This is a genomic window from Dokdonia sp. MED134 (assembly GCF_000152925.2).
In the GTDB taxonomy this organism is placed as follows: Bacteria; Bacteroidota; Bacteroidia; order Flavobacteriales; family Flavobacteriaceae; genus Dokdonia.
The window spans coordinates 3061815-3085771 of the sequence record NZ_CP009301.1 but is presented as its reverse complement, the minus strand read 5'-3'; the positions used below and the strand labels follow the sequence as shown (position 1 = coordinate 3085771).

Annotated in this window: 22 protein-coding genes; 8 read left to right on the top strand and 14 right to left on the bottom strand. The window is 38.3% G+C overall.

What is annotated here, in order from left to right; all coding sequences use genetic code 11:
- Positions 1–130: 130 nt before the first annotated feature.
- Together MED134_RS13690 and MED134_RS13685 are read left to right on the top strand one after the other, a co-directional pair.
- Positions 131–589 carry a low molecular weight protein-tyrosine-phosphatase gene (locus MED134_RS13690; protein WP_237747130.1) on the top strand — a complete coding sequence of 153 codons (459 nt, stop codon included), beginning with the start codon at positions 131–133 and terminating at the stop codon, positions 587–589.
- 121 nt (positions 590–710) lie between these two features.
- The gene (locus tag MED134_RS13685) at positions 711–1436 is read left to right on the top strand and encodes an SAM-dependent methyltransferase (RefSeq protein ID WP_035328140.1); all 726 of its coding nucleotides are present in this window, start codon (positions 711–713) and stop codon (positions 1434–1436) included.
- A gap of 1 nt (position 1437) precedes the next feature.
- On the opposite strand, the gene MED134_RS13680 is transcribed toward MED134_RS13685, so the two are convergent.
- From MED134_RS13680 to MED134_RS13655, 7 genes are all read right to left on the bottom strand, one after another.
- Complete coding sequence (locus tag MED134_RS13680) at positions 1438–1680, bottom strand: DUF3820 family protein (RefSeq protein ID WP_035328137.1); 243 nt, start codon at positions 1678–1680, stop codon at positions 1438–1440.
- A complete protein-coding gene (locus tag MED134_RS13675; RefSeq protein WP_038600247.1) occupies positions 1680–3314 on the bottom strand; it encodes an amidohydrolase in 1635 nt (544 codons plus the stop codon). The genes MED134_RS13680 and MED134_RS13675 overlap by 1 nt, the downstream gene beginning before the upstream one ends.
- Before the next feature lie 48 nt (positions 3315–3362).
- A complete protein-coding gene (locus MED134_RS15290; protein ID WP_158407713.1) occupies positions 3363–3524 on the bottom strand; it encodes a hypothetical protein in 162 nt (53 codons plus the stop codon).
- A gap of 454 nt (positions 3525–3978) precedes the next feature.
- Positions 3979–4419, bottom strand: a complete 441-nt coding sequence (locus MED134_RS13670; RefSeq protein ID WP_038600244.1) for a hypothetical protein — start codon at positions 4417–4419, stop codon at positions 3979–3981.
- 11 nt (positions 4420–4430) lie between these two features.
- On the bottom strand, positions 4431–4901 hold the full coding sequence (locus tag MED134_RS13665; protein WP_038600241.1) for a hypothetical protein: 471 nt from the start codon (positions 4899–4901) through the stop codon (positions 4431–4433).
- 67 nt (positions 4902–4968) lie between these two features.
- A complete protein-coding gene (locus MED134_RS13660) occupies positions 4969–6747 on the bottom strand; it encodes a TonB-dependent receptor (protein ID WP_038600238.1) in 1779 nt (592 codons plus the stop codon).
- Between the two features lie 64 nt (positions 6748–6811).
- Entirely contained in the window at positions 6812–9832 is a 3021-nt protein-coding gene (locus MED134_RS13655; RefSeq protein WP_038600235.1) for a tetratricopeptide repeat protein, read from the bottom strand.
- A gap of 282 nt (positions 9833–10114) precedes the next feature.
- Between MED134_RS13655 and MED134_RS13650 the strand changes: the two genes are divergently transcribed.
- The 3 genes from MED134_RS13650 (at position 10115) to MED134_RS13640 (ending at position 12686) form a co-directional block, all read left to right on the top strand.
- A complete protein-coding gene (locus MED134_RS13650) occupies positions 10115–10798 on the top strand; it encodes a cell division ATP-binding protein FtsE (protein ID WP_035329092.1) in 684 nt (227 codons plus the stop codon).
- Positions 10799–10882: 84 nt separating this feature from the next.
- Complete coding sequence (locus MED134_RS13645) at positions 10883–11761, top strand: glycosyltransferase family 2 protein (RefSeq protein ID WP_038600232.1); 879 nt, start codon at positions 10883–10885, stop codon at positions 11759–11761.
- A complete protein-coding gene (locus MED134_RS13640) occupies positions 11754–12686 on the top strand; it encodes a glycosyltransferase family 2 protein (protein WP_038600214.1) in 933 nt (310 codons plus the stop codon). Before MED134_RS13645 ends, MED134_RS13640 begins: the two co-directional genes overlap by 8 nt.
- Here MED134_RS13640 and MED134_RS13635 read toward each other — a convergent pair.
- On the bottom strand, positions 12675–13064 hold the full coding sequence (locus tag MED134_RS13635; protein ID WP_038600211.1) for a sugar 3,4-ketoisomerase: 390 nt from the start codon (positions 13062–13064) through the stop codon (positions 12675–12677). The two genes, MED134_RS13640 and MED134_RS13635, sit on opposite strands and share 12 nt — an antisense overlap.
- Positions 13061–14140: a glycosyltransferase gene (locus MED134_RS13630; protein ID WP_038601306.1), complete on the bottom strand. Its 1080-nt coding sequence runs from the start codon at positions 14138–14140 to the stop codon at positions 13061–13063. The genes MED134_RS13635 and MED134_RS13630 overlap by 4 nt, the downstream gene beginning before the upstream one ends.
- Before the next feature lie 32 nt (positions 14141–14172).
- On the opposite strand from MED134_RS13630, the gene MED134_RS13625 reads away from it, so the two are divergent.
- Positions 14173–15309: a glycosyltransferase gene (locus MED134_RS13625; RefSeq protein ID WP_038600207.1), complete on the top strand. Its 1137-nt coding sequence runs from the start codon at positions 14173–14175 to the stop codon at positions 15307–15309.
- Here the strand turns inward: MED134_RS13625 and MED134_RS15440 are convergent, their stop codons facing one another.
- The 4 genes from MED134_RS15440 to MED134_RS13605 are packed head-to-tail and all read right to left on the bottom strand — an operon-like array spanning position 15310 to position 19211.
- Complete coding sequence (locus MED134_RS15440; protein WP_038600204.1) at positions 15310–15840, bottom strand: DapH/DapD/GlmU-related protein; 531 nt, start codon at positions 15838–15840, stop codon at positions 15310–15312.
- Positions 15833–17113 (bottom strand): O-antigen translocase, encoded by a 1281-nt coding sequence (locus MED134_RS13615; RefSeq protein ID WP_038600201.1) that lies wholly within the window; start codon positions 17111–17113, stop codon positions 15833–15835. The genes MED134_RS15440 and MED134_RS13615 overlap by 8 nt, the downstream gene beginning before the upstream one ends.
- Positions 17107–18213 (bottom strand): DegT/DnrJ/EryC1/StrS family aminotransferase, encoded by a 1107-nt coding sequence (locus MED134_RS13610; protein ID WP_038600197.1) that lies wholly within the window; start codon positions 18211–18213, stop codon positions 17107–17109. Before MED134_RS13610 ends, MED134_RS13615 begins: the two co-directional genes overlap by 7 nt.
- Positions 18210–19211, bottom strand: a complete 1002-nt coding sequence (locus MED134_RS13605) for a GNAT family N-acetyltransferase (protein ID WP_237747129.1) — start codon at positions 19209–19211, stop codon at positions 18210–18212. Before MED134_RS13605 ends, MED134_RS13610 begins: the two co-directional genes overlap by 4 nt.
- Before the next feature lie 91 nt (positions 19212–19302).
- Here MED134_RS13605 and MED134_RS13600 point away from each other — a divergent pair, with 91 nt between their 5' ends.
- Together MED134_RS13600 and MED134_RS13595 are read left to right on the top strand one after the other, a co-directional pair.
- Positions 19303–20586 (top strand): hypothetical protein, encoded by a 1284-nt coding sequence (locus MED134_RS13600; protein WP_038600194.1) that lies wholly within the window; start codon positions 19303–19305, stop codon positions 20584–20586.
- Positions 20570–21715 carry a glycosyltransferase family 2 protein gene (locus tag MED134_RS13595; protein ID WP_038600191.1) on the top strand — a complete coding sequence of 382 codons (1146 nt, stop codon included), beginning with the start codon at positions 20570–20572 and terminating at the stop codon, positions 21713–21715. Before MED134_RS13600 ends, MED134_RS13595 begins: the two co-directional genes overlap by 17 nt.
- Before the next feature lie 87 nt (positions 21716–21802).
- Here the strand turns inward: MED134_RS13595 and typA are convergent, their stop codons facing one another.
- Positions 21803–23599, bottom strand: a complete 1797-nt coding sequence (typA, locus tag MED134_RS13590) for a translational GTPase TypA (RefSeq protein ID WP_038600188.1) — start codon at positions 23597–23599, stop codon at positions 21803–21805.
- Between the last annotated feature and the right edge of the window lie 358 nt (positions 23600–23957).

Below are 23957 nucleotides of genomic sequence, written 5' to 3'. Positions count from 1 at the left end.
ATTTAATACTAACTAACCTTAATCATAGAGCCTCGACTATATACAGTCGGGGCTTTTTGTTTTTATAAATTAGGGTACGCTTTCGCGAAAGCGTATTTAAAATAATTATTTTCGCCTCAAAAGTTTACAGATGTCAAAAACAAATATCCTTATGGTGTGCCTAGGTAATATATGTAGGTCTCCCCTAGCCGAAGGTATCTTACGTAACAAACTAGATAGCGAGCAATTTATAATAGACTCTGCCGGTACTGGTGACTGGCACGTAGGAAATGCTCCAGATACTAGAAGCATAAAAGTAGCTAGAGATAATGGTATAGACATCTCACAGTTAAAAGGAAGGCAAATAGCAAAGAGCGATTTTAAAAAATTTGACCATATCTATGTGATGGATCAAAACAACCTAGAAGATGTACTAGCGCTTGCCAGTACAGATGAGGAACGCCGAAAGGTTATAATGATTTTGGACACCGTTTTTCCCGGTGAGAAGGTAGATGTTCCAGATCCTTATAATGGTATGCAAGAAGATTTTGAAAGAGTTTATGAAATGCTAGACCAAGCCTGCGAAGAGATTGTAGGACAGCTGCAGTAATAAATCTTCTTTGTGAGCAGCAATAGAATATGCGCTTAAGGTTGTGCATCTAGGTAAAGCTATTTATATTGCGTCTATCACGATCAGCTCCCCAACCATATGACTGACCGTAGACTTATCTATGAGCACATTTACAACTACCGGAAAATTATATCTCATACCTACTACTCTAGGCGATACAAGTGCTCTAGAGGTGATGCCTATCTCAGTAAAGAAAGTGGTAGAGCTTATAGATACATATATAGTAGAAAACGAAAAAACGGCACGCCGCTCTATAAAGGCTATCTCGCCTAGCAAGTCACAGCCGTCACTCACGCTATTTCAACTCAATAAATACACAGACGTATCTGAGATACCTTCATACCTAGAGCCTTGTTTACAAGGTGAGTCTGTAGGTTTACTCTCTGAGGCTGGCGTTCCTGGGGTTGCGGACCCCGGTGCAGAAGTTGTGAAAATAGCCCATCAAAAAGGAATACAAGTAGTACCACTAGTAGGGCCGTCTTCTATACTTATGGCAATGATGAGTAGTGGTATGAATGGACAAAACTTTGCCTTTAACGGCTACCTTCCCATTGATCAAAAAGAGCGCAAACAAGAGCTTAAAAGACTAGAACGCCTCTCATTTGAGCACAACCAGACGCAACTCTTTATAGAGACACCGTATCGTAATAATAAAATGCTAGAAGATATTTGTGCTACAGTACACCCAGACACACAAGTTTGTATAGCCTGTGATATCACCTTACCCACAGAGTATATTATCACAAAAAGTGCTTCTTTCTGGAAATCTAATGCGCCAGACCTACATAAAAGACCTGCTATTTTTATAATACACAAAGGGTTTTAAGCTAGCTCAAGTTAATAGGCTTAGGGAAACCGCGCTGTATTTTACGCACCATAGGCTCTAGTCCATTAACTTTTATTTCCATCATTTCTTGTAGCAACCTACCTAGCTTCCCTTCTGGAAAGCCTTGTTGCCTAAACCATACGTAATAAGACTCAGGCAGGTCTACCAGGTATTTACCCTTATATTTCCCAAAAGGCATTTTGTAATGAGCAAGCTCAATGAGGTGATCTTGTTGTGACTTCATTATAGCTTGTTGTAAACGTTCTCGCCGTTTACGTATGTTGCACCCACTTCAAGATTAGGTATTGCATCTTCATCTACGGTCATAATATCTTGATCCATAATGATAAAGTCTGCAAACTTACCTGACTCAATACTTCCTTTTTCTGCTTCTTCAAAGTTTGAGTAGGCTGCCCATATAGTCATCCCTTTTAAGGTTTCTTCTCTAGACAATGCATTTTCCATCTGGTAGCCTCCTTCTGGATATTGTTTTAAATCTTTACGCGCCACTGCTGCATAAAATGTGTAGAAAGGTGACACCTGCTCTACCGGAAAATCTGTTCCTAAAATAACAAGCCCAGATTGTTTAAGTAGGTCTTTATAAGCATAAGCGCCTTTTATACGCTCTGCTCCTACTCTATCTTCTGCCCAGTACATATCACTTGTGGCGTGCGTAGGCTGTACAGATGGTAAAATTTTATCACTAAAAACGTCAAAATCTTCTGTAGACACTACTTGAGCGTGTTCTACCTTCCAGCGAGGATCTTTTTTTGAAGTAAGAACCTTATCATATGCTCGCAGTACAACCACGTTTGCACTATCACCTATGGCGTGCGTGTTCATCTGGAAGTCTGCAGCAGCTATGCGCTCTGCAAGTTCATTAATTTCATCTACTGGTGTTACCATTGCCCCAAAGTGACCTTTTTTATCACTATATGACTCTCGCATCGCAGCACCTCTAGATCCTAAAGCACCATCACCATACACCTTTACAGAACGCACATTAAGACGATCTGTTTTAATCTTACCAGAGCTTAAGTAGTGATCTAGGTTTTCTTTATTGTTAGACAACATCGCGTAGATGCGCATTTTTAAGTCTCCCTGCTGTTGCAAGCTGTCTATAAGCTCTACTATATCTTTATTAAGACCCGCGTCATTTACCGTAGTAAGCCCGTAAGAAAAACAAAGTTCTTGCGCCTCTAGTAATACTTGAGCGTTTTCGGCAACGCTGGCTTGTGGCATTACGGCATCTACAAGCGTTTGTGGGTTATCTATAAGTACTCCAGTCACTTTACCATCTACCAGCACAATCTCCCCACCACTTACCTTTGTGGTGTTATCTATTTTTGCGAGATCAAGCGCCTTCTGGTTTACAAGATATGCGTGACCATCTACACGCTCTAGTACCACTGGTGTATCTGGAAAAAGAGCATCTAGCTTATCTTTAGTAGGAAATTCTTTTACCGCCCAGTCGTTTTGATCCCAACCTCTTCCTCTTATTACGGTTGCTTCTGGATTTGCTTTAGCAAAAGCGGTTACCTTTTCTATAACCTCATCATAACTTTCCGTACCTACGAGGTCTGCAATTTGCAAGTTTTGCCCCAGTCCATAAAAGTGACAGTGCCCGTCTATAAGACCTGGTAAAACGGTTTTACCTGTAGCGTCTATAGTTTCGGCGGCTTGATATTGTGCCGTTATATCTGCTGTGCTTCCTACGGCAATAAACTTTCCATCTTTTACGGCAAAGGATTCCGCTTTCGCGAAAGCGTCATTAACCGTATACACATTTGCATTTGTGACAATAAGGTCTGCCTCTTGCTTATTATCACAAGAAATAAAAAGACTAAGAACTGATAAAGAAAATAAAAGTTTACGCATCAAAATATGGTTTAAAGCATAAAAATACAAAAGAGAAGTTATAAGTGATTACCTAAGATTATTAATTTGTAAATCTACTTGAGCATCTTGAGGAAACCTATAATTAGGGTGTAGTTGCATATCTATATCATAGGTGATATCATACAAGGCAAGCACGGCATCTACCCGATTTTTTTTACGTTTTGCCTCGCGAGATTTTAGTACGTACATATTGTATATTTTAAAACAATGAGAGAAAAATTGATAACTTAAAAGGAAGAAAAAAAATGGTGTTGAATATAACTTGAAGATCATATATGCGCTGGGTGATTTCATAAAATCAATTATAGATTTCATATATATCAAGAAGTAGACACCTATACCTAATAAACCCAAAGCCAATGATCCAAAAACAAACACGCTAGCGTATGATGATGATTTTTTCTTTATAGCGTGCTCATAAACAACGTTTACTTCCCTAAGTTGGTTCTTAAATTTTGTAGAAAACAGCTTTTTTGAACACGTACGATTAAAAGCTGGTTTTCGCTCTGTAAGATTGCAAATAGAACCTTCTTTAGGTTTTTACGCTGGTAGTTACAGAGCTCGCAGTGCCAAGTGTTATTCAAAAGAAAAAAGGTTTTGTACTAATGTACAAAACCTCTTGTTTTTTAGTTTCGATTTTTTTCTAAAAATCTATGCGTAACCTCAGCTCTGGTGCTTGTGTTACAGTAAGGTCTCCACCTGTAGCATTAAAATTACTTATGCTATAATCTGGGCAACACCCTGAAGATTCTTGTATTTGTACTGTTGCATTTATTGTCACATCAAAAACACCTTCTTGAACGATGGTAGCCACCTCTGGAAAAACATATACGACAAGCTCTCCATCTTGAAAAACGTAACCTTGGTTATATGAAAGCTCTAAGTCATTTTGTACGGTAACAGCAAATCCCTCTGGAGCTTCTCCATTTGTATCTGTGTATAATTGCTCCCCAGTTTCGGCATCAAAAAAGGTTATTACCATCGCTGGGCCTGGCGCACAGAGTACGTTTGCACAATCTAGATTATCTGAGTCGCAAGTAACTAGTGACAAACTCAATATGACAAGAACAAGTAGCTTTTTCATACCTAAGTGTTTTATAAGAATATTTTATATATGAGATCTCCATCGCTATCATCTACGCTAGTCACATTTGTAAATGATACGTCTGTATAGTTATTTACATTACAACATTCTCCCTCTATAAATGTCACATCAAATGATAAGGTAGTCTCGAAGCCATCTGGCACGGCTATACGAAGCATCACATTGTTACGACTTTCAAAAAATGTGTTAAGCGCTATTTGTGCAGTTTCAAACTCTTGAGAGATACCTGTAAAGAATACAAAATCCTCATTAGTTTCTAGATCTGTTATAACTACATCTTCAAGGCTATAAGTGCCGTTAAAAAATACATCTTCTTCTGTCTCACTATCTAAAAACTGTAAGAGTAAATTACCAGAGGCACAATCTACAAGACTACAATCTGAAAGACTAGCAGAATCTAAATCAGAACTGCAAGAAACAGTAGCTATAAACAAGGCAACAACGCCTAACATTCTTTTCATTATATAGGGTTTACATAAAGGATGCAGGTACTACAGAAAGGTTGCTTTGTGATAGGTGTTATTTTTACTAAAAATCAAACTTATAAGTAGCACCTACCATACCTTGAAGCCCTTGTACTTCATAATTAAGCCACTTCTGGTAGTTACTATCTAGTATGTTATTAACTCTAGCAAAGGCAGATAGACGATTATTAAAGCGATAACCCACGTGCGCATTTGCATCAAAATAGCTCTCTAATGTTTCTATAGAGCTAGGCGTTAATATATCTACCGGGTCTTGACTAAATACAAGATCTTGACGTTCTCCAGTAAAAAATAAGTTTACTCCGGCAAACCATTGCTCTGTAATCTGATAATCTGCAAATAATGACGCTTGTAGGTCTGGAAGGTTCCAAGCCTCTGCTTCTGTATCTGTAGTATATGAGTTAAACTGCCCGTTAAGCTTCATTTTAAAATTTGCATTTACATCAAAGTTAAGCTCTGCAAAAACACCTAATGTATTAACATCATCATAGACGATACCAAAGGAGTTTCCGTTCTCATAGCCATTTTGCCCAAAGTTGTTACCACTCTGCGAGTAAGGGTTATGCTGGTATAGCGCCTTCCCACTCTCTGATGCATAGCTAGCACGTAAGTTATAGCTTAGGGCTTCAGAGAGTTTTCCTTTCATACCTAAAAATCCATCATACTGCTTATTTGTAGGAGCTACTATAAGTGTAGGTGATATAAAAGGGTTTTCTTGAGCAAAGTCGTGGTAGTTATTCTGTATAAGACCTCCTTCAAGTCCTCCATAAGCAATAAAGTAATCGCCCGCTACTCTATAAGATGCAGCGATTTTTGGGTAAATAAAGAAGTCTGTCTCACTATTTTCTGTATCAAGAGATACAACACCTTCTACCCCTAACTTTACCTCTAAGTCATCTCTTAGAATTACTAGACTTGGGTTAATACCTGCGTTTAAAAAGCTATAGTTAATCTCTGTCCCAGTTGTACCAAAGCTATTTGCAAAAGAACCACTCAGGTAGTCTACAGACAGCTTTGTTGTAATTAACTCACCTGCTATAGGAAACTCAACCGTAGGTGCTACCACTGCTCTAAGCTCTGTACTCTCTAGGTCATCACCAAAATAACGCACCATTCCCGTGGCCTCCTTAAAGAAAGAATCTTTAAGACTTATAGAACCATTAAGACCAGCTGTGAGATATGAGTGTGTTACATCAAAATCTTCTGTAAATAAAGGACCATCTGCTGGGCCTTGCAATTCCTTAAGTTCCTCCGGTATGCCATACCAGTTATACACTTGATGCTTTGCATCTAGATCTGCACGCCAAGTAAGATCACGCTCTCTTGCTCCATAATTGAGATTGAGACGACTATCATAAAAGAAATCATCTACCACAGTACCATCTATACCTCCTTGTGAAGAGTTATGATTTAAAAATACTCCAAAATCTTCTGTACGGCTTATTTGAAAATTGCTGTAAAACTCTGCTAGTACAGATGTAAAACTCCCAAAACCTAAGGTTGCGTAGTTATCATATAACTTTTCTTTTTTTGCTTTTTTTACAACAGCCGCCTTACCTTTTGCTGGTGTAAACGTACTCGCTACAGGTACAGAAAAGATACTGTAAGTCACTTTTTTCTTTGCTGTGGTAATGGAGTCATTAAGCTGTGGTGTAGCTTTTACCTTAAAAGCGTCGCGTATGGTAGGCGTGTATGCCTTCACCACATTTACCACTTCTGTACCTATAGTAGACTCCTCTTCTTGAGCATAACTTACTTGCACAGCTAGAAGTGCTATCACAGCAACTATAAGTTTATATGATGTATGAAATGAACTATTCATAAAATGTGTTTTACTTTTTACGTTGTTAGACTAACGTGTTTAAATATATATTGTACTACTACTATTATCCTTTCTCTACAGAAGCATTTGTTCTTGCCTCTGCCTCTTTTATAATAGCAAGTTGCGTTTGCGCTTCTTCTACCGTTTCTGGATAATCTGCAAAGTTTGTAATTACACTCTCAAGTATATAAGTAGCTTGATAAGCATCACCTAGCGCATAAAAGTTTTTTGCCATAAGCACAAGACCTTTTGCTCCATACTCTTTGTAACCACTATAATCTTTTGCTAGTTTTTGAACAGCAACGTTAGACGCTTCATAGCTTGTTGCTTTATTTTTAAAATAAGCATCATAATACAAAGCCTCTGCCGCTAGAGAACCTGTTGCAATTTTTTGCACCTCTGCATAGGCTGTTTTTGCTCTTACCTCATCTCCTGTTTTTATAGAAGAACGTGCAATAATAATTTGAGCATCACTTTTTACTGTGTTGTCTATTTTTGAGTTTGCTAGCACTTTTGTAGCATAGATTACCGCTTGATTATAATCATCTCCTTCATAATATGATTTCATAAGGTTAGATTGTGCAAAAATGATGTTTTGCGGGAAGTCTGCTTCTGTTTCTAGTCTTTGTAATACTGGGATGGCTTCTACATAATTTTCGGCAGTAAGGTATACTTGTCCAAGTCTTGCTAGTGCCTGCTCTGTAAACTCACTACGCTCTTTATCTATTACAAACTTGTAGTGTGGTATGGTTTGTTGGTATTCCGCTTTCGCGAAAGCGATCTGACCCACATAAAAATGAGCTTGTAACGCGTGCTGACCATTAGGATAATTAGTAAGGTACTCCTCAAAGAGTCGTGATGCCTGGTTTATATTATTTTCTACATACTGCTTCTCTGCAGAGGCATATGCAGCATCATCTAGCTCTGCATCTTCAACATCTATAAAATCTAGCGTGCTCACCCACTGGCCGTACTCATCTACACGACCTAGGTCTATATAAATAAGCTTTGCAGTAGTCACTGCTTGTAGTGCTTCTGGCGTACCAGGATAATCTGCCGCAACCCCACGTAGTATACGCAACGCCTCATCTGAGTTGTTGTTATTATCAAGAATAAGTGCTTTTTTGAGCAGCGCTTTTGACACGTATGAGCTACCCGGCAGATCTCTTACAAGCTTATCATAAGCCGCAATGGCCTGGTCATTATTATTTTGTGAGACATACATATTACCTAGCTCGTATAAAGCGTCATCACGATAGGTAGACCTAGGGAACTTAGTTGCAAAACTTTTAAGACCCGCTATCTTGTCACTATTCTTTTTTATAAAACCGTAGCTCATAGACTTTTGAAAAGTCGCATAATCTTGATCTGTCTCATTAAGAGCAATCGCACTATTATATGCCTCTAGCGCTGGCCAGTACTTACTGCTTATAAAGCGACTATCTCCCAGACGAAGAAAGGCGTCGTTAAGTCGTGTTCTATCTTGTACATTTCCTTTTGTGTAATTTTCAAAATAGCTGGCTGCTTGCTCATAATTTTTATCAGAAAAATATGCGTAGGCAAGGTTGTAGTTTATATCACCATATTCTGGAGTACTGGCAGCATTACTGCTTCCTAAAAACTGTTTATACCCTATGATAGCTTCCTTAAAATCATTTGCAATATAATCGCTCTCTGCTTTCCAGTAGGTTGCTCTTGTAACGTATAATGGATCTTGTGGTTCTTTAAGCGACTTTGTAAAGGCTGCGCTAGCCTCTGGAAATTTTCCTTCGTTATATAAATCAAGCCCATATAAGAAGGCTACCTTCTGGTAAGCTTTCTTATTATCAAAGCTGTTATTGCTCTCAAGCAATTGCATTGCCTCCTTATAGTTTTTTGAAGTGATGTAAGAATCTATAAGTAATGACGCTAACTCGCTTTTTGCCGGAGATTTTGGATACGCCTCCATATAATCTGCTATAACAGTAGGTGTAGGCTTATATGCATTACCTATCTCATAGCTAAGCTTTGCATAATTGAGACCACTATCTTCTTTTATAGTCTCATTATAGTCCATCTCACTTGCATTTTTAAATGCGTTAAGTGCCTCTTGTTTTTTATCAAGCTTTATGTACGATTGTGCAAGGTGATAGTAAGCATTTTGTGCAACGCTGTTATTACCGTCTATGATTTTATTAAACTCATTTACGGCACTTGCATAATCTCCTTGTTTATAATAAGCATATCCTAGCTGGTAGTAATCTGTATTATTCCACTTACCGCGTTTACCTTTATACTCTTTAAGATATGGTAATGCCTCGCTGTATTTATTTTGGTTAAAGTAACTCTCACCTATTATTTTGTTAAGCTCAGACTTCTCTTTTGGGTTTGCATTTGCGAGCTGAGATTTACCTTCTGAGATGGCTTGATCAAATTTTCCTAGTTTAAAATTAAGGTCTGCTTTAAAATAGGCAAGGTCTTCATTATAAGCCCCACCACTCTCTGCTTCTACCTCATCAAAAAGTTCATTTGCCTGCTCATAGTCATCCCCCTCATATGCCATAAAACCGATATAATACTTAGCCTGTGCCCCGTATTTTTGAGAATCGCGCACACGATTTAAGTATTTTTTTGCTTCGTCAAAACGCTTACTCTTAAAATAAGCATACCCATTATTAAAGTAAAAAGTCTCCTTCTCTCCCTCTGTGAGCGTTGCCTCATCTACACGATCATACCATTTACGTGCATAAGCAAACTTGCCATTTTCAAAATAATACTGCGCTACGTCTAGAAAAGCACTATTGCGTTTTGTACTTGTAGGGTACTCTGTCACAAAAGCTAGCATCAGGTTATCTGCTCCTTGCTGGTTGAGTCTCACAGCGGCATTTGCAATATAATAAGCACAGTCACCTTTTACCGTTGTATCATCAGTTTTTGCTTTTACTTCTTCAAAAAGTGTTTGGGATGCTAGGTACTGCTTGCTATTGTATAACGACAGTGCCTTATTAAACTGAGCGAGGTCATTTGTATAAATTGCAGATTGTTGCCCTACCGCAATACTGGTGTATAAAAATAATGCAACAAGTACGTACTTGATTTTGTGCATAGTTATGAGTTGTTTTATTGATGTTATGCGGGAAGAATTACGCTTTCGCGAAAGCGTAAAAACGCCCTTTTCTAACCTGTTCAAAGTTATCTTTCTTACAGTAAGATAACGACCTAAATCTTTGTTAATTATGTGAAGTTGTAAAAAGGGTTTTTAACAATCTTGTTTAATTAATACAAATAGCCCTGAGCATCGTATACCTGAGATACTTAAAGAAATTTTTAAAAGGTCATAAAACACTTTCATCTAAATTCCGTTACTTTGAAACTCAGACCAAAACTTATGTCACAACCCGTACTTCAATTATCACACGCCGCAATTTACCAACGAGAAAACCTCATTCTCTCTGAAGTAAATGTTACCATAGAGCCAGGTGACTTTGTGTACCTCATAGGTAAAACAGGATCTGGAAAAAGTAGTTTTATGAAAACGCTTTACGGTGACCTCCCGCTCACAGAGGGCAAAGGAAACATAGTGGGCGTAGACCTTAACGGACTCAAAGAAAAAAATATTCCTTTCTTACGTCGTAAACTGGGCGTTGTTTTTCAAGATTTTAAATTGCTTAATGACCGTACGGTAATAGATAATTTAAAATTTGTGCTCAAGGCTACCGGCTGGAAAGATAAAACAGCTATGGAGGCAAAAATAGATGCCGTTCTCGATAAAGTAGGGATGAAAAGTAAAGGCTTTAAATATCCTTACCAGCTATCTGGAGGTGAGCAGCAACGTATCGCCATTGCTCGTGCTTTGCTTAATGACCCAGAACTTATTCTGGCAGATGAGCCTACAGGTAACTTAGATCCACAAACGAGTGTAGAGGTTATGGAAGTATTGCAGGAGATTAATAAAAACGGCAATACCATCCTTATGGCAACACACGACTATGCACTTTTACTTAAATACCCTTCTAAGACATTAAAATGTGACGGCAACAAGGTTTTTGAAGTTGTACAAAAGACTGTATAATCCTTTTACCAAGACAAGCTGCCGACTACCGTTTTTATAAGCGTAGGTATACATCATCTTAATATTGTATTTTCGTTTGCAAGTATGCTTTCCATTCTTATCCCGACATATAATACAGACATTACTGCACTCGTCACATCACTTCTTGATCAGACACGAGAGGCAGGAGTAGTCTATGAACTTATTTTTTGTGAGGATGCCTCAACTTCATACCAAGAACAAAATAGTGCACTCACCGCACAACCCTACGTTCAAGCACTTATAAATAAAACCAACCTAGGAAGAACAGCCACGCGGTCAAAGCTTGCCAAAAGTGCGCAGTATGACTGGCTTCTCTTTCTTGATGCAGATGTTCTTATTGATAACGATCAATTTATCAAAAACTACCTAGCAGCATTACAAAGCGGTGACTCTATCATAGTAGGTGGTACTTCATACGTAGACATACCACCAAAAAATAAAGAGCTACGCTGGAAATACGGTATAAAACGAGAGGCAAAAAATGCCGAAATACGAATGGAAAACCCGTCGTATATTATATCTCAAAATATACTTATAAAAAAAGAAGTGTTCTTTAGTCTAAACATTGTAGAGAGCAGGCGCTACGGACTTGATAATATATTCTCTTACCAGATTTATCATCAAAAAATCAACGTATTACACATAGATAATCCTATTGTACATACAGGTCTTGAAGATAATTTGTTATTTCTAGACAAGTCACTACAGGCTATTGACACACTCATACATTATGAGCGTAGCGGGAGTGTAAGCAGAGACTTCACATCACTACAACAAGCGTATCAAAAATTAAAAAAACTCCGTCTAGACTTTGTATATCCTACAATTTTTAGTCTCTTTAAATTAGGCATACAAAACAACATCGTGAGTAATAGACCTTCGTTATTCCTGTTTGACTTATTCAGGCTCAATTACTACATAAAAAGTCGCAAAAATGCCTAAATTCTCTGTGGTCATTACGGTATATAACAAAGCCTCTTTTGTAAAGGAGACCATAGAGAGTGTACTAAAGCAAAGCATTCAAGACTTTGAGATTATAGTAGTAAACGATGGCTCTAAAGATGGTAGTGATGCTGTTATAAAATCCATAGCCTCAGAAAAAATTACATATCTCCCGCTTGCAGAAAATGTAGGAGCAGGCGCTGCACGCAACATAGGTATAAAATCTGCCAGAGGATCGTTTATCGCACTGCTAGATGGTGATGATTTATGGGTTCCCTCCTACCTAGCAGAAATCACAGCTCTTATCAATGTATATCCCGAGCACTACGTATTTGCAACAGCCGTGCTTAAGGAATATAAAAACTCAACAAGACCTAACAGTTATAGCTTTGACAACCCAGATAACCAACCTTTTCTAGATCTTGATTACTTTACAAGCAGTTATAAAAACACACTTCTTACAAGCAGCTCAACAGTTTTTCACCGTTCTGTATGTGAGGATGTAAGCTATTTTAATGAAAAGATAAAAAGCGGTCAAGATACCGACTTGTGGATACGCATAGGTTTACAATACAGAATAGCCTTTAGCACGAAAGCGTGTGCAACCTATCGCTATGCGCCACAAAGCCTTTATAAAGGGACTCGCTCTGTAAAAGATAGACCAGACTATCTAGCATACTTAGAAAAAGAAAAAACAAACAAAGGACTCAAAAGATTCATAGATCTCAATAGGTACTCGCTCATCATAAGAGCGCGACTTTGGGGTCAAGAGAAAGAAGTAAATACCTATCTAGAGCATCTTGATATAAATAACCTTAATAATAAACAACGGTTTTTATTAAGTCTACCCACCTACGCCTTACGTGTTGCTTTTAAGAGTCAAAGCTTGCTTGAAAGGGCTGGACTCAAACTCTCAGCTTTTTAGGGATTTGTAATTCTCATAGTTACGTATATAGTCATCTTCATCATACTCGTGAGATGCCAGCACGAGACATACTGCTCCAGAAGAAAAGTTTTCTAACTCTCGCCAGATATTTACATCTATAAGCAAGCCTTGATTAGGCTTATTAAGTATTACACGCTCCTTTTCTTTTCCATTATCAAGCACTACTTCAAAACTCCCACTTACAGCAATGAGCAACTCCTTACACTCCTTATGAGCGTGACCCCCTCTATATGCGCCACTAGGCACATCGTGAAGATAATACACACGCTTTATAGCATAAGGTAATACCTCTTTTTCTATCACAGCTAGATTGCCTCTAGGATCTGTAATTCTTGGTATTTCTATAAGGTTTTTCATAAGCTATCTATTAATTTTTTCCAGTCTTGAGAAATGTGTTCTGCGGCTAGATGTTTTACACTTTTTTGCGCATTTTTTTGACATCTACTGGCAAGCTCGCCATCTAGCACAAATGTACGAATGGCGGTACTTAAAGCCACCTCATCATAATTTGCGACTAGCATACCGTTTATACCGTTTTGCACAATCTCTCTTGGTCCTGAGTCACAATCTACACTTATAACTGGAGTGCCTAGTGCTAGTGACTCTACGAGTACCATTGGGAAGCCTTCGTAGTGACTAGTGAGTAAGGTGCACAAAGCTCGTTCCACTACAGGTGCGGGATTAGATTGATACCCTATAAAGATGACTTTATCATTCATTCCCAGAGATTTTGAGAGTATTGCTAGCTTTTTGGCATCTGGACCATCTCCCATAATCACTAGAGGTAGTTTTAAGTTCGCTTTCGCGAAAGCGGAAATCATCAAACTAAAGTTCTTCACATCATCTACCAGTCGTCCATACCCTAAAAGATACGTCTCTGGAAGGCTTACATTGCTCTCGCTAAAAGTCATTTTTGGGATAGGGTTATACACCTGGTGAATATGTTTAAAGCCGTATCTCGCTTTAATTTTTGCAGCAATACTTTTTGAAACCCCTACAAAATGACTCTTACCATAAAACCATTGTGCGAGTATATCTGGTGCTGGAAAATATGTTTCTAATCGAGCACTTCGCACCATATAAAGTACCCTTTGGGCTTTATAAATATACTTTGTATATACCCATTCTTTTAAGGTAGAAGATCGAGACCTGCTATCTATAACAAGATCAAACTGCTCATTATGTAAGTAATTCTTTAATCTTTTGAGGTGCTTATACTTTGTTACTAGGCCGTCCTCCTCACGCTTATCTGCTCCTAGATTAAATAATGTTCCTTCATAGGGATAAGAAACTCCATCTCTTATACAGATGATATGTACCGTATGCCCAAGACCTGTGAGTACCTGTGATAAAAATGCCGTAGACCGCTCTGCTCCACCACCAGATAAGGAGATGGTAACAAGTGCAATTTTTTTATGAGTATCTTTCGGCAACAGAAGGAGTTTTTGTTTACCAAATATAATCAATGCGCATCTTACTCGTAGGCGAATACAGCCGACTTCATAATTCTCTCAAAGAAGGTCTCACCGCATTAGGTCACGAGGTTACCCTTGTGGGTTCTGGCGATGGTTTTAAAAAATTTCCCGTAGACATTACACTAGAAAGAGGTTATACTTCTGGCTGGAAAAAGAAGCTAAAACTGAGCATTCTTAAATTAACCGGCATTGATATTTCAGAAAAATCACTGCGTAACCACTTTACAAAATTAAAACCTCAACTTTCTGGTTATGACGTGGTGCAACTTATTAACGAGTCTAGTTTTAACACCACACCATCATTAGAACTTGAGATAGCTCAGTATCTCAAAGCGCATAATAAAAAACTCTTTCTCCTCTCTTGCGGCACAGATCACATAAGTGTTACCCACGCTTTTACAAACGAGCTGCCATACACAATTGCCACACCTTATAAGGAAGGTAAACTCACAAAAACATCTTTTGCCCCGGCGCTTAAGTACCTAGAACCGGCTTATAAAAAATTACACACGGCACTATATAAGCTTGTAGATGGTGTGATTGCGACAGATCTTGATTATCATTTTCCTCTTAAAAGTCATCGTTTATACAAAGGGCTCATCCCAAACCCTATTAACGTAGATAAGATAGCTAAGCAGGAGATTGCATTTAAGTCTCCCATTACCATATTTCACGGGATTAATAGAAATAACTATTACAAAAAAGGAAATGACCTTTTTGAGCAAGCGCTTGCTATTATAAGCAAGAAATACAACGAGAAGGTAAACATCATCACCACAGAAAATCTACCGTATGATGAATATATTACCGCTTATAATAAAGCACATATTGTGCTAGATCAAGTTTATGCTCACGATCAAGGTTACAATGCGCTGGAGTCTATGGCAAAAGGTAAGGTGGTCTTTACTGGTGCTGGCACGCATTTTAAAGCACAATATCAATTAGATAAAACGGTGGCAATAGATGCGACACCAGATGTAAATGAAATTGTGGCAAATCTAGAAAAGCTCATAGCGTCACCTGCGCTTCTTGAAGAGATAAGTGAGAACGCACATCACTTTATAAAAACCCATCACCACTACACAAAAGTCGCCCAGCAATATCTTAAGACCTGGCAAGCTACCTAACTAAGAGAATGTAACTCCCGCAGCTACCGAAGATGTCACAACACTTCCAGCAGCAATCACGGCATTATCACCTATTGAAACGCCTTTCCAGATGCTCACATTATTGCCTATAAAAACATTTTTACCTATCGTTACTGCGGCACTTGGTCCCGTATCGCTTCGGCGTCTGGTGGGGTCAAGACTGTGAAAATTACAATTATAAATGGAGCAATTAAGCCCTATTGCTGTATCATCTCCTATCACAATCGTTCCCTCGTTTGCTATGGCGCAAAAATTATTATTTATAGCAACGTTGTTCCCAAAAACAATCTCACTTCCCTCCTTTCTTGCCTCGATATAAGCATAGGTATTATAAAATGACGGAGAATTAATAACACCTATTTGTACGCTTTCGCGAAAGCGTATCACACCCCTCCCATTAAGTTGTGCGGGTTGATAAAGCATAGGTTTGCCGTCTACATAGGTAGTCTGTGAGAGCAACTTGTACTTCCAGATTCTAAATGATTGTAATATGTTACCTAGGCTACTCATTCGTTTTTGTAAAAAGCGGTTCCCGAAAGATAAACAGTAATACCAATAAATGCATAAAATAACTTAAACAATGTCCCATTGTAGCACCCTCTGCGCCAAAATTTTGCACAAAGTATATTCCAGAAGTATAGATGATAACAAGGGAGATTACCTCTGTAATGAGAAATAATTTGAGATTGTTTTTGGCAATAATTTGGTAGCCTATCACTAGTGAGGCAACCTTAAAAAAATCTCCTAGCAACTGCCATTTAAACAAAGAGGTCATAAGCGTAAAATCTTCAGTAAATAATAACTGAACAATAAATGAACGCAAAAAATAAATAAGCAACAACCCGAGCCCAAACAGGGGTAAGATGGTTTTATAAAACCCAAAAATCTCTTTTCTAAAAGCACTGCTTGTGTTGGCTTTTGATAATTGCGGCAAAATATATAAGGTCATTAATGTCGCTACAAACTTAAAATAGTAGTCTGACACGCGCGTCATAGCGTCCCAGTAACCAGCTCCCTCCCCTATCTCTCTGCGTATCGCGATATATACAAGCGGTAACACAATCATAGAGAATAAGGCCATAAGCGTGTAAGACCCTAACTTGCGCAAAGCGCCTGTGTCAAATTTTGAGAATGAAATATTTTTCAATACGCTACCTTCTTTTCCTAAAGCAACTAGGGTAATCACAAGAATCACCGCCGGACTGACAACAAGCGCAAATAGTGCTCCTTGTACACCATAGTATATGATGCTTAAGATGGTTATGGCAAGACCCGTCAGGTTAGAAAAGATTTGAATCTTCACCACCTTCTTATAAGCCGACTGTCCATTAATAACAGCTAGCAAAATTCCGTTAAGCGTTATAAACGGTAGCGCTATTGCTAGCCATTTAAACACGTATGTGTACTGTGCCTCATCGCCAAAAATCTGAGTATTAAAATAAGCAGCACCTACATATAAAATCACCGAGACAATTATGGTAGCGATAAAACTCACGATGACAGCAGTAGACAGTAACTTTGATAATGGATGACGCTCCTCTTCACCTGTGGCAACATACTTTACTATACCGTTAGACAAACCTAGATTACCAGCTGCTTGCGTAGTGGTCATAAAATTGCGCAAATAACCCAGCAATGCCATACCGCGTTCTCCTAGATAAATAGCGATAAGCTTTGACGTGATAAGACCTCCCAGTATTTGTAAGCCCACACTTATTGCATTAAAAGAAGTAATCTTAAGTAAAAGATTATTTGCAATGCCGCTACGTAGTTTACCTAGCATTTAAAGTCGTTTATGGCTTTTATAATCTGGGTAATCTCTGTTTTAGTAAGTGATGGACTAATAGGCAAACTCAGCACCTCACTATGCAACTGCTCGCAAACCGGTAAGGACATAGATGCAAGCTCTTGTAAAGCCTCTTGCTTATGTGGCGGCACTGGATAATGTATAATCGTTGCGATACCATTTTCCTTAAGATGTTCTTGTAATGCATCCCTCTGCACACAGCGCACTACAAATAGATGCCAGACGTGATCCTTACCCTCAGACCATTGTGGCAAAATAATAAGTTCATTATCTATCCCTTCAAGATATTGCTTTGCAATAGCAAAGCGTTTATTGTTCTGCGTGTCTAGATTTCTAAGTTTTATTCTCAAAAAAGCAGCCTGCAGTTCGTCGAGGCGGCTATTTACTCCAGTATATTGTGCGACATAACGCTCTTTAAAACCGTAGTTTCTATATTTTTCTACAACTTCGGCTAGCGCTTTGTCATTTGTGGTGATTGCTCCTGCATCACCTAGAGCGCCTAGATTTTTTGTAGGGTAAAAACTATGACCGCTCGCATCTGCCAGAGAGCCACTGCGCTTACCAGAAGTTGTAATTGCCCCGTGTGATTGTGCACAATCTGTAACGGTGAGTAGGTTGTACGCTTTCGCGAAAGCGTTAACCCTATCCATATCTGTAAGTCTGCCATACAAATGTGTAGGCATAATCACTCTTGTCTTTGAAGTGATTTTCTGTTCTAAATCATTATAATCAAAGTTGAATGTATCAAGATTTGCCTCAACAAGTACAGGTATTAATCCTGCTTGTTTGACACCTATGATGGTTGCGATATAGGTGTTACTCGCAACGAGCACCTCATCACCCTCTTGTAGTTTACCTAGTATTTTATAACCTTCTAGAATGAGTCTCAAGGCGTCAAGGCCATTTGCTGTACCTATACAAAATTGAGTGCCACAGTAAGCCGCATACTCTTTTTGAAAAGCAGTCACCTCGTTGCCCAGAATGTACCATCCCTTCTCTAAAAAAGAATCGAACTTACTCTTAAGCTCCTTTTCATAAGATGCGTTTATCGTTTTTAAGTCTAAAAATGGAATCATATCAAGACATCTTTAAGTAGTGAATGATTCTGCGCGGCAACTTTATAGAATTTATGAACGTGGGTACGTGCTCCAAAACATTCTTTCCAGTAAGATAAGCCTCTATTGAGTTTTGTGCCGCCCTCTTCGTTTGAAATACCAAAATCAAAATAGTCTTTATGTGCAAAGGTTTCCTCTATCAGTTCATAAAATAAGAAGTCTAGCGTTCCCAACTCCTGCTTATTCTCTCCCGCCGAAATATATTGAACGTGTGCCGTGGTTTTAGTCTCAAATATAGTTGCTCCTCCTACTATCGTATTATTATGGTAGACATTAAACTGTCTTATGTTTTCTGGAAAAGAAGCTTGCAGCTTTTTTATTTCCTCTAGGGTATGTGTGGGTTGTGATTGATGTTTTTGCTTTAGGTTAGGTACGAGTATTTCGTTCCAAAAGTTGTCAAAACTTACTTCCTCTTTTATAACCAGACCTGCTCTTTCTGCCTTTTTTACTCCTTCCATACGATTTGATTGTATGGATAATTTGTTCCTATAATCTATTACAGAAGCAGTATCTACCCGGTAAGAGCGGGCACTAAGCAGTTGTGCGATATACTCAAACTCATCACTAGGCATCACCGCATAAAACGTGGGAAGCTGTTTTAGATATAAAGATGTGAAGCCTTGCTGCTGCGCATACTTTAATATTTCTTGAGTAATTGCTATGACATCTTGTAGTTTTTGCTTTCGCGAAAGCAAAATACCACCATACGTTAATCCCTGATGACTGTATAGATCATTCCCGTCTGCATTTGCTGGGAGGAGTGCTACAAGTTTTTCACCTTTATAAACCAGCAGCGAGTAATCTGTAAACCTATCGTTGTGATACTCCATAAAGGACCGGTCGTGTAGAAAGGTCGCATTTTTTGCCTGTGCTACAAATTTGTTCCAGCGCTGGGCATCTGCGGGTTGATATTTTTTTACAGTATAGATGGTTTGGTTGCGAGTTTTAGGATATTGCAATAAAAGTAAAACTATTTTTAATTCTAATGTATATTGCAAGTATATTATTATGAACGTTTAATTATAGTAACCATTGCCTGTCTGAGTAACTATGACACAATCTGTCAAAAAGTATTTACCTAACCTCTTAATCATTTTGGCTTTAATTATAGCTTATATGATGAGTAATGCTATATGGTCTTTTGACTCGGCGAGTTATTATAGAGTTGATATGAAACGATTCCCTATGTATACCTTATGGTTACGAGGCTGGGAGTTTATAAGTACAAATCATTACAAAGAATTTATTGTTATAGCCCAAGTAATATTAGGAGGACTCGCTATAGGTACAATTTTTAAAACATTACAAAGGCTAATAAAATGGTCTTGGCATAGTAATTACCTATTGCTCATACCACTATTACTACCCTACTTCCCCCCATTACTTACAGCTCATAACTTAACATCAGAAGGACTGGCGTACCCACTCTATTTATGGATGATTAATTACTTTATACAATTTATAGTTAGTAATAAAAGGTCTCATCTCTTGCTCACCTTAGTGATATTTCTCGCACTTTGTTTTACTAGAGGACAATTTATTATTGTAGGCCCCATCTTTGCAGTAGTATATGCACTATATGCTAGAAACAAAAAATTTAAAAAGACGGTTGTCGCACTTCATTTCTTATTACTAGCTCTCTCGCCTATTGCTTCAAAAATAATTGATGCCTCCTATCATAAAGCTGTGCACGGCTTTTTTGTGACCACTCCTTACAGCTATGTAAATATTTCTACTTTGCCTTTATATGTTGCAAAGGCATCAGACAGCATATCTATACCAGATAAGCACGCAAAACACTTGTTTACTGCATCATATAATACTATTGACAGCTTGGGACTCACCCACCAGCAAGCTACTGGTACACTCGAAGAAAGTTATATGGTTTTTCACAATAACTTCCCTATTATATGTAATCAGAACTTTCATAAAAAGGCTCGAGATTATTTTGAACATATAGATAACACTCCGCACTATAGCTCCATCCCAGCTGAACAAACAGCAAAGACCTTAACATACACTCTCATTACAAATAACTGGAAGACTTATCTAGCTATATACTGGGAAGGAGTAAAACACGGGTTTACATCTATATATATCCTCATATTCTTACTAATAGTTTCTATATATGGCTTTATCAAGTTTATAAAAAATCCAAACAAAAAGCATACGTTTATCGTGCTCTCAGGACTTTTACTATTTTCTAACGCACTCATTGTGGGGCTGGCTTGCCACTCCATACAACGTTACCTGTTTTATAATTATGTGCTAGCGACACTTATGTGCTTGCTTCTTTTTAACCCAAAACCTAATGTAAATGAGTATAGAACTTAGTATCGTAATGCCTTGTCTCAATGAGGCAGAAACACTTGAGACTTGTATAAAAAAAGCAAATGATTTTCTACAAATTAATGACATACAAGGCGAAGTAATCATAGGTGATAATGGAAGTACAGACGGATCACAAGCTATTGCGATAGCAAATGGTGCAAAGGTCATAGATGTACCCGCAAGAGGCTATGGAAGCGCACTTAAGGGTGGAATAAAAGCAGCAAAAGGAACTTATGTAATAATGGGTGATGCAGATGATAGTTATGATTTTACTACTCTTATGCCTTACTTAATAAAACTAAGAGAAGGTTATGACCTTGTAATGGGTAACAGGTTCAAGGGAGGAATTAAAAAAGGAGCTATGCCCTTTTTACATAAGTACCTAGGTAATCCCGTGCTCTCTTTTTTAGGCAGGTTATTTTTTAAATCTAATATAGGTGATTTTCATTGTGGGCTGAGAGGTTTTAGCAAAGAAGCCTTTATCGCTATGGATTTACAGACTACTGGAATGGAATTTGCCTCAGAGATGATTGTAAAAGCAAGCCTTAAAAATATGGCCATCGCAGAAGTACCTACAATACTCTCTCCAGATGGTAGAACGAGACCGCCTCATCTTAACACCTGGAGTGATGGCTGGAGGCACTTACGGTTCTTATTACTGTACAGCCCTAGCTGGTTGTTTATGATCCCTGGAGTTTCTTTAATGATAGTAGGCTCTGTGTTAAGCACACTTTTAATCATTGGGCCTTTAGATCTAGGAGGCATCACTCTAGGCGTGCATACTTTGTTATATAGTTGTGCAGCTTTTCTCATAGGTTTTCAACTATTGCTTTTTTATGGACTCACAAAGATTTATACGGTAGAAAATGAACTCTTACCTAAATCTAAAAAATATGATTCCTTATTTGATATACTTACGCTTGAGAAAGGACTCATAGTAGGTTTTATACTCATACTGGTTGCTCTAGGCGCAACTATATATGCATACCTCAACTGGAAGTCTGTCAATTTTGGAGATATTACAGGCTATGGCACTTTGCGGGTGGTTGTACCGGCCGTGACCATTATGTTGCTTGGAGTACAGACCATTCTCTTTAGCTTCTTCTTCAGCATACTTGGTTTAAAACAATAAAGGTATTTACATATCGCTTTCGCGAAAGCGCAAAAAAAACCCCACTCTTATAGAGCGGGGTTTATTATTTATAAGAATACTAAACCCTTAAGCAATCTTGTTACGCTTACGGTCTACTTCTTTTAAGAAAATCTTACGTAGTCTTAAGTGATTAGGAGTTACCTCTACATACTCATCTTTCTGAATATATTCTAGTGCTTCCTCTAGTGAAAACTTAATTGCAGGTACAATCTTAGCCTTATCATCTGCTCCAGAAGAACGTACGTTAGACTGCTTCTTTGCTTTTGTGATATTGATATTCATATCATCCTGACGAGAGTTTTCACCTATTACTTGACCTTCATAGATATCTTCACCAGGTGATACGAAAAACTTACCACGATCTTGAAGTTTATCTATAGAGTAAGGGATAGCTGTACCGTTTTCCATAGATACAAGTGATCCAGAAATACGTCCAGGGATATCACCTTTAAAAGGCTGGTATTCTTTAAAGCGGTGTGCCATAATTGCTTCTCCTGCAGTTGCAGTAAGAAGTTGGTTACGTAATCCTATAATACCACGTGATGGGATTAAGAATTCTATAATCATACGCTCACCTTTTGCTTCCATAGAAAGCATCTCACCTTTACGCATTGTTACAAACTCTACTGCACGACCAGAAACATTTTCTGGAAGGTCAATAGTAAGCTCTTCTACCGGCTCACATTTTACACCGTCTATTTCTTTAATAATTACTTGAGGCTGTCCTATCTGTAATTCATACCCCTCGCGACGCATTGTCTCGATAAGTACAGAAAGGTGCATTACCCCACGACCATATACTAAGAACTTATCTGCACTATCTGTATCGTGTACACGTAGGGCAAGGTTCTTTTCTAGTTCTTTAGTAAGACGATCTTTAATGTGACGTGATGTTACAAACTTTCCATCTTTCCCAAAGAAAGGAGAATCGTTAATAGAGAATAACATACTCATTGTAGGCTCATCAATATCAATCGTTGCAAGACCTTCTGGGTTTTCAAAATCTGCCACAGTATCACCTATCTCAAATCCTTCAAGACCTACAATCGCACAGATATCACCTGCTTGTACAGACTCTACTTTAATACGACCTAAACCGTCAAAAGTATGAAGCTCCTTGATACGAGTTTTCTTAATAGTACCATCGCGCTTTACAAGAGATACCTGCATACCTTCTTTAAGCTCACCACGGTTAAGACGTCCTATTGCGATACGACCTGTAAAAGAAGAGAAGTCTAGAGATGTGATAAGCATCTGTGTGTTTCCTTCTTTAGTTTCTGGTACTGGTATGTGCTCCATCACCATTTCTAATAATGGCTCGATAGAGTCTGTTTCCTTCTGCCAGTCGTCAGACATCCAGTTATTTTTTGCACTTCCGTATACTGTAGGGAAGTCTAGTTGCCACTCTTCGGCACCTAGTTCAAACATAAGGTCAAAAACCTTCTCGTGTACCTCCTCTGGAGTACAGTTTTCTTTATCTACTTTATTTACAACCACACAAGGCTTAAGACCAAGGTCTATTGCCTTCTGTAATACAAAACGTGTTTGTGGCATAGGTCCTTCAAAGGCATCTACAAGTAGACACACACCATCTGCCATATTCAAAACACGCTCTACCTCTCCACCAAAATCGGCGTGACCAGGAGTATCAATGATATTAATCTTAGTACCCTTGTAGGTTACAGAAACGTTTTTTGAAGTAATAGTAATCCCGCGCTCACGCTCCAGGTCATTGTTATCTAATATAAGCTCACCTTTAGACTCATTTTCTCTAAAAAGCTCACAGTGATACATAATTTTGTCTACCAGGGTTGTTTTACCGTGGTCTACGTGGGCGATAATCGCGATATTCCTTATGTCCATAATAGGTTGTATTAATGCCGTGTTTTTGGCGGTGCAAAAATAGCTATAATTAATTAATTTATTTGCTATTACATTAATAGATATACATTAACGCAATTTCAAACGTTGTAAATCTCATTTTCATCGTTCTATAAACCACAGTTATGAAGTTATTTTGGCACTTTTGGGCGTTCCTCTACGAGGCAGGCTATACGCTCATACTCCTCGTCGCTACACAAGTGTCGTCCCTCCACTTGCTGCACTCCTGTGGGGTAACCGCTCCTATCCTTAACGCAAAAAATCAAGGCATAAAAAAACCTCTCCGTTATAGAGAGGCTTTTAAAGTATGGTGTAAAACACCTTATATGGTAGTTTGTAA